The 6,200-nt window shown below is 41.5% G+C and carries 7 protein-coding genes; 2 read left to right on the plus strand and 5 right to left on the minus strand.

Features of this window, described 5'->3' with window-relative positions; all coding sequences use genetic code 11:
- The 3 genes from K1X56_14610 to K1X56_14620 all read right to left on the minus strand — a co-directional run.
- The coding region (locus K1X56_14610) for a type IX secretion system membrane protein PorP/SprF (GenBank protein ID MBX7095951.1) at window positions 1-298 on the minus strand (298 nt) is incomplete at its 3' end.
- Window positions 299-315: 17 nt separating this feature from the next.
- Entirely contained in the window at window positions 316-2,166 is a 1,851-nt protein-coding gene (locus tag K1X56_14615) for a PorP/SprF family type IX secretion system membrane protein (GenBank protein ID MBX7095952.1), read from the minus strand.
- Window positions 2,163-2,651, minus strand: coding sequence for an RNA polymerase sigma factor (locus tag K1X56_14620; protein MBX7095953.1), 489 nt, complete (start codon window positions 2,649-2,651; stop codon window positions 2,163-2,165). Before K1X56_14620 ends, K1X56_14615 begins: the two co-directional genes overlap by 4 nt.
- A gap of 356 nt (window positions 2,652-3,007) precedes the next feature.
- Here K1X56_14620 and K1X56_14625 point away from each other — a divergent pair, with 356 nt between their 5' ends.
- Window positions 3,008-4,783 (plus strand): long-chain fatty acid--CoA ligase, encoded by a 1,776-nt coding sequence (locus tag K1X56_14625; protein ID MBX7095954.1) that lies wholly within the window; start codon window positions 3,008-3,010, stop codon window positions 4,781-4,783.
- Window positions 4,784-4,843: 60 nt separating this feature from the next.
- On the opposite strand, the gene K1X56_14630 is transcribed toward K1X56_14625, so the two are convergent.
- Together K1X56_14630 and K1X56_14635 are read right to left on the minus strand one after the other, a co-directional pair.
- The gene (locus K1X56_14630; protein ID MBX7095955.1) at window positions 4,844-5,032 is read right to left on the minus strand and encodes a cold shock domain-containing protein; all 189 of its coding nucleotides are present in this window, start codon (window positions 5,030-5,032) and stop codon (window positions 4,844-4,846) included.
- A gap of 56 nt (window positions 5,033-5,088) precedes the next feature.
- Window positions 5,089-5,277, minus strand: a complete 189-nt coding sequence (locus K1X56_14635; protein MBX7095956.1) for a cold shock domain-containing protein — start codon at window positions 5,275-5,277, stop codon at window positions 5,089-5,091.
- A gap of 326 nt (window positions 5,278-5,603) precedes the next feature.
- On the opposite strand from K1X56_14635, the gene K1X56_14640 reads away from it, so the two are divergent.
- Window positions 5,604-6,173 (plus strand): pentapeptide repeat-containing protein, encoded by a 570-nt coding sequence (locus K1X56_14640; GenBank protein ID MBX7095957.1) that lies wholly within the window; start codon window positions 5,604-5,606, stop codon window positions 6,171-6,173.
- Window positions 6,174-6,200: the final 27 nt, after the last annotated feature.

Here is a 6,200-nt window from a genome sequence, read left to right on the forward strand (position 1 = left end):
TATTCAGGGTTCCTTCACCGGCTTTGTCGTTGGTCACTAATAATCCAATACCACCGTAAATCGATTCCACATGCTGATCGTAAGAAGCAGAAGTGGTAACGAAAGTACCCGAAAGCGCCGGCCATTGGTTGCGGTAGTTCAGGGTAATTCTCGGACAACGCTTCGATCCGGCAAAAGCGGGATTCAGGTAGAGTGGGTTGGAGAAGAATTGCGTGAATTCAGGATCCTGCGCTTTTACTTCTGCGGTTGCCAATACTCCTAAAAGGAGCAGTGCGATATAATGTAAACCTCTTTTCATAGTTCTTTCCTCCCTGATTATTTTTCCTGATTAAGAATTGCTTTTTGCTTATGCGAAATACCGTTGAGGTTAATGCGCATGGCAACTTCATGTGATCCGTAATAAATATCGTTCATGTACGATTTGGTTACATCGTAATTGTAATTCAGGCGGAATCTTCCGGCCATAATTCCAATGCTAGATGTGAATTGTCCGTTCTGCGAACCTGCTGCACCAAAAGTGAACCAGTCGTAACGACAAAGCGCTCCGCCCCATACACTGGAGATGTTGCCTTGTTTGGTATAACGCAATTGCGGCGATACGCTGAATTTCGATTCGTGAAAATGTTTGTAGTCGGTACCCAACACCACTTTCACTTTGGTCGGCTCAATGGTGCTTAACAGCGGTAAGGTCGATTCGCTGATGTTATACAGATTGTAGGTAGGATGTAAAATATGATCCACACCTACTGCAGCGTAGAAATATTTGGTGTTAACCAATGTACTGAAGGCTGCATCTAATCCGCGGTTCGAGGTAATGCCACTACCAGTAGTTGGAAATCCGGATACGCCCTGGAATGGTTCAATGCGACCAAAATGGCTGAGTGCGCTTGAGCCTGCTCCATTTTGATAATAGGTGAATGCGATTCCCGGTTCAATGGAAAAGGTTTTGCTGATTTTAAATTTCGGAGAATAATAAAGACTGGCTTCCGTGTTTTGATAAACGCCGTGCGCAATATTATCCATGTGGAAACCGATTCCCCATGCTCCGTTTAATTTTTTGCTGTATTGCGAATACACCATGGTTCCACTTTGCACCTGATGATCGGCAGCGGTCCACTGATTCCTGTAGTTAATGGAGAAAGCGGGACTCACACTCGATCCGGCGAAGGATGCAAATTCTGCGGTGTTGTTGCTGTTGGGTTGCAGCAATTGATGATCGCGGGTATTGTACAATCCAATTCGTGAATCGCGGAATTTTTTGCGTTTCGGATTGGTAGCGGTATGATGTTCTTTATGCACTACGTTTTCCGACTCAATACTTTTCATCGCTTCAAGTCGTGCGAGTTCTTCTTCTGCGCGAATAACATCGAAGGCGGTGTGTCCGATAAACGCTCCACTTTCTTCGGTTCTGATTTCAGGTCGATACTTATCGAAGGAGTGCCGCAATGCAGGGAGGACGTGGTTGTTGCGCTCTCCCTGTTGCGTGTTTTCTGACGGGAATTGTGAATGGTTTGCAAGTAGTGTTGTTTCATTTCCGACAGTATTTGTAGTGGGTTCTCCTATGCTGGAGTTCGTGTTATTTTCCGTTTGGTTCAGATTCAGCGTAGCATTCACACGGTGTTGAGGAAATGCATTGTTGTTACTGTGTGTAAATACGCGGTTGTTGGAATTTAAGTGGACTTCCGACGCATTTCTTTCGCTGTTGTTTTCACTTTGTGATGAAGTAGCAACATTCGCTTCAGAAGATGATCCGTTGGACGAATTATGTTCTTGCGATGAATTTAAATTCTGTTTTTCGTAGCTGGCAGAAACAAGAGCGGGACCAGCAAGTGATGATGGATTTTCTTTTACCGTAACCGTTTCGTTGTTCGATCCGAAATAAAGCGCAGTTCCGATTCCGGTTCCTAATAATAATACACCAACGGCAGCATAGCGTTTCCATGCTACGGGTTGTGCAATCGACATTAATTCTGCTTCTAATGCATAAGGAATAACCGCTTCGTCTTTATCGCCGGTTTTCGCTTGTTGCCATGAATCCAAATCGAGTTGGTATTCCGGATGAGCCTGCAAAAAGTTGTTCAATTCCCGTTTCTGGGAAGCGTTGAGGTTGCCCTCCACATAATCGAACAACCATTTGTCGATGTTATCGTGGTTGATCCTGCTCATGATAATACAGTTAGGTCTTTCAAATGATTTTTGATTTTCTGACGGGCACGGAAAAGATAGACTTTAACCTGACTCTCATTCAAGTTGAGGATATCGCCAATCTCTTTGTATTCGTACCCTTCAAGATCCCTCAACAATAAAACCGAACGCTGAATGGGAGGCAAAAGCTCAAGGCAATTATCTACCACTTCTTTCAGCTCCATCCGCAACTCTTCTTCCATGTACGGTTCAAGACTTGTGTACTCATCCACCAGCTCAATTCTGTTTCTGGTTTTAATGAAGTTTAACAAGCCATTGTACGCTACCGTGAAGAGCCACGATTTGGCTTTTTCGATTTCCACTTTTTTCCGGTTCTGCCAAAGCTTGGCATAGGTGTCCTGCACAATATCCTGGGCATCGTCGGAATTACGCAGGCACTTGTACACGAAGCGGTACAGTCTTCCTGAGTAATCTTTCACTGCCTTATGATACTCGGCTCGGTTCAAAGTGTTTTGTTTTTGGGGCCTTTAGCCGTGTAACCATCTGAATGCATCAAAAGTTACAGGCATCATCAAAAATTGAAGGCCTACTGTATTATTTAACATATAAATCTAGTCAAAAGACTCAGCATCAGCAAGATTTCCGGCATAAAAAAATAAAAGGAAAATTGAGGTGAAGTTTGGTTAATGTGTTGGTAATCAAAAGTTAATTTTAAACTAGCCCGGCGAGGAAGGAAAAAATTTCGTCAGAATTTTAACAATGGGGGAGTAAAACCTGCTTTTTCACCCGAATTTGGACTGGAAGGGAGTCCGGATTTTTTGCCAAAAAAAATGTTTAGCTTTAAGAATCAATATCTCAGATTATGCAGCAGGTGAAACGATTGTTCGATATTCCGCGACATCAACTCAACAACTTTCCGAAGGAGGACATGCTCACTTCGAAAGTGAACGGAAAATGGATTCCATGGTCAACCGCAAAGGTCCTCGAATACAGCGAGCGCATGAGTATTGGTTTGCTCGAACTGGGCATCACCCGGGGTGATAAAGTGGCTATGATTTCGAATAATCGTCCCGAATGGAATATTTCCGATCTGGCCATTCTCCAGATTGGTGCCGTGGATGTTCCGGTTTATCCTACAGCTTCTGAAAAAGATTATGAATTTATTTTTAACGACTCGCAGGTAAAAATCTGTTTGGTCAGCTCCAAAGATTTGTACGATAAAGTGATGTTGATTAAAGATAAAGTTCCTTCACTGAAAGAAATTTATTCCTTCGATCCCATTCCGGGGGTAAAAAGCTGGACCGAAATTTTATCGCTTGGCGAAAAAGCTGCATCACAGCGTGAAAATGAATTGCGCCATTTAATCAGCAGTACCTCGGAAGATGATTTGGCCACCTTGATTTATACCTCAGGTACAACGGGTGTTCCCAAAGGTGTAATGCTCACGCATAAAAATATTGTATCGAATGCGTTGGCTTGCGTTCCCCGTTTGCCGGTAAATGAAAAAGGAAAATCACTGAGCTTTCTTCCGATTTGTCACGTGTACGAACGCATGTTGCATTATTTGTATATGGTGACCGGTGTTTCCATTTATTTTGCCGAATCGATCGACACCGTTGGTGATAATCTAAAGGAAGTAAAACCGCAGGTGTTTGTTGCTGTTCCTCGTTTACTCGAAAAAGTATACGATAAAATTATTGCAAAAGGAAATGAAGCGAGTGCCATTAAGAAAATGATTTTTTACTGGGCATTAAATCTTGGATTAAAATATGAACCGGGAAACAGAAATGGCTGGTGGTATAATTTCCGTTTAAAAATTGCGCGTAAACTGGTTTTTGTAAAATGGCAGGAAGCCTTAGGCGGAAATGTATTGGCCATTGCATCGGGAGGAGCCGCACTTCAGCCACGACTCGCACGCGTATTTCTTGCAGCGGGAATTCCTGTGATGGAAGGATATGGATTAACCGAAACATCGCCTGTAATTGCAGTTAACTGCGAAAAAAATGATGGTGTTCGAATTGGAACGGTGGGACGAATCCTGGAAAATGTAGAAGTGAAAATTGCGGAGGACGGAGAAATTTTATGTAAGGGTCCGAGTCTCATGAAAGGCTATTATAATCGTCCGGATGCCACAGCCGAAGCCATTGATGCAGAGGGTTGGTTTCACACGGGTGATATTGGAGAATTTGTAGATAAAGAGTTCTTAAAAATTACGGATCGTAAAAAAGAAATATTTAAAACTTCGGGTGGAAAATACATTGCTCCGCAACCGATGGAAAACAAATTCAAAGAATCGAAATTTATAGAGCAGGTGATGGTGATTGGTGAAGCACAAAAGTTTCCTGCTGCATTGGTGGTGCCTTGTTTTCCGGTGGTGCAGGAATGGGCACGTCGACATAATCTGGACCTGAAATCGAACGAAGAAATTGCAGCTTCTCCGCAGGTGAAAGAACGGATTATGCAGGACATTGAAGAATACAACAAAGGATTTGGTCACTGGGAACAGGTGAAAAAAATCGAGTTACTGCCTGCTGAATTTTCAATTGCCAGTGGAGAAATGACGCCTACGCTCAAGTTAAAACGCAAATTGATTCTGGAGCGATATAAAGCTTATGTCGATAAAATCTATTCCGAATAAAAAGTACAGGTAAAAAAAAAGCCGTATCGATTGATACGGCTTTTTTTTTGAATGATTGAATTATGCCAAACGTACGTTGATAGCATTATCCCCACGTTTACCTTGGGTAATTTCGTAGGTTACCACGTCGTTTTCACGAATTTCATCTTTGAGGCCTGAAACGTGAACAAAAATTTCTTGTCCGTTTTCACCTTTAATAAATCCAAAACCTTTCGTAGCGTCGAAAAATTTTACTGTTCCTTTATTCATTGTACTTTTTTTAATCCCCAATGGGGCGATCGTTTTAATTGTCCTTTAATTATAAATTAAGCGCGACGGACATTTACCGCGTTATTTCCTTTTTTACCGGCTTCGATGTCGAAAACCACTTCGTCATTCTCGCGGATTTCATCTTTTAAACCTGATACGTGAACAAAAATTTCTTGTCCATTTTCCATTTTAATAAAACCAAAACCTTTGGCGGTATTAAAAAATTTAACTGTTCCTTTATTCATTTTAGTTAAGCATTTGCATTTTCAGTGATGGAACCTCGCTCGAAAAATTCCATCTGAGGGTTTAACATTATTTTATTTTACTTTCTTCACCATGGTGAAAAAGCGGCGCCACTGAAGAAAATTGTAGGAGATTTTAAACTGTACCGTTTGATACATTATTAGAATTGCATTACGATCTTCTATAGAAGGATTCAAATATAAAGAAAAAAGTGAAATGAACAACAAAGCCTGTTTTTGAACGGATTGGACCCTAAACACATCGTTTTCAGGTTGGTAAATGCCAGGATACGTGTGGATATTCCTATTTATTCACTTACTTTGAGGCAATGAAAGAACAATTTTACGATCAGGATTTCTCTGCAGAGACTCCGCTAGTGGACTTAAAAAAGGGGGAATACGAATCCTGCCGCTTCCATAAAATGGATTTTTCCGGATTCAATTTTTCGGGTTATCATTTTACCGATTGCGAATTCCGCGATTGTAATCTGAGTATGGTTAAGTTGGGAAACGCATCCTTAAAATCGGCACGGTTCTATCATTGTAAATTATTGGGACTCCATTTCCACGATGCCGAAGAATTTCTGTTTGCGGTTTACTTTGAGAATTGTCAGTTAAACCTGGCTTCTTTTTATCAGCGTAAAATGAAAGGCACGAAATTTCTGAATTGCTCCTTGCAGGAATGCGATTTTAGCAATGCCGATCTCAGCAATGCCTCCTTTCTGCAATGCGATTTATCCGGTGCCGTTTTCGATGGAACCAATCTGGAGAAAGCCGATTTAAGTACGGCGCTTCATTTTTCGATCGATCCTGAAAAAAATAAAATCAAAGACGCTCTGTTTTCCCGCAATAACGTTTACGGTTTACTTCACCATTTACGTATTAAAATCATCGATTAAAAATTCGTTGACGGAACAAACGGGTCA

The organism is Flavobacteriales bacterium (genome assembly GCA_019694795.1).
In the GTDB taxonomy this organism is placed as follows: Bacteria; Bacteroidota; Bacteroidia; order Flavobacteriales_D; family UBA2798; genus UBA2798.

Coding starts and splice junctions, on each gene's coding strand:
- K1X56_14615 (MBX7095952.1), bottom strand. CDS start 2,166: ATGAGCAGGATCAACCACGATAACATCGACAAATGGTTGTTCGATTAT.
- K1X56_14625 (MBX7095954.1), top strand. CDS start 3,008: ATGCAGCAGGTGAAACGATTGTTCGATATTCCGCGACATCAACTCAAC.
- K1X56_14630 (MBX7095955.1), bottom strand. CDS start 5,032: ATGAATAAAGGAACAGTAAAATTTTTCGACGCTACGAAAGGTTTTGGA.
- K1X56_14635 (MBX7095956.1), bottom strand. CDS start 5,277: ATGAATAAAGGAACAGTTAAATTTTTTAATACCGCCAAAGGTTTTGGT.
- K1X56_14640 (MBX7095957.1), top strand. CDS start 5,604: ATGAAAGAACAATTTTACGATCAGGATTTCTCTGCAGAGACTCCGCTA.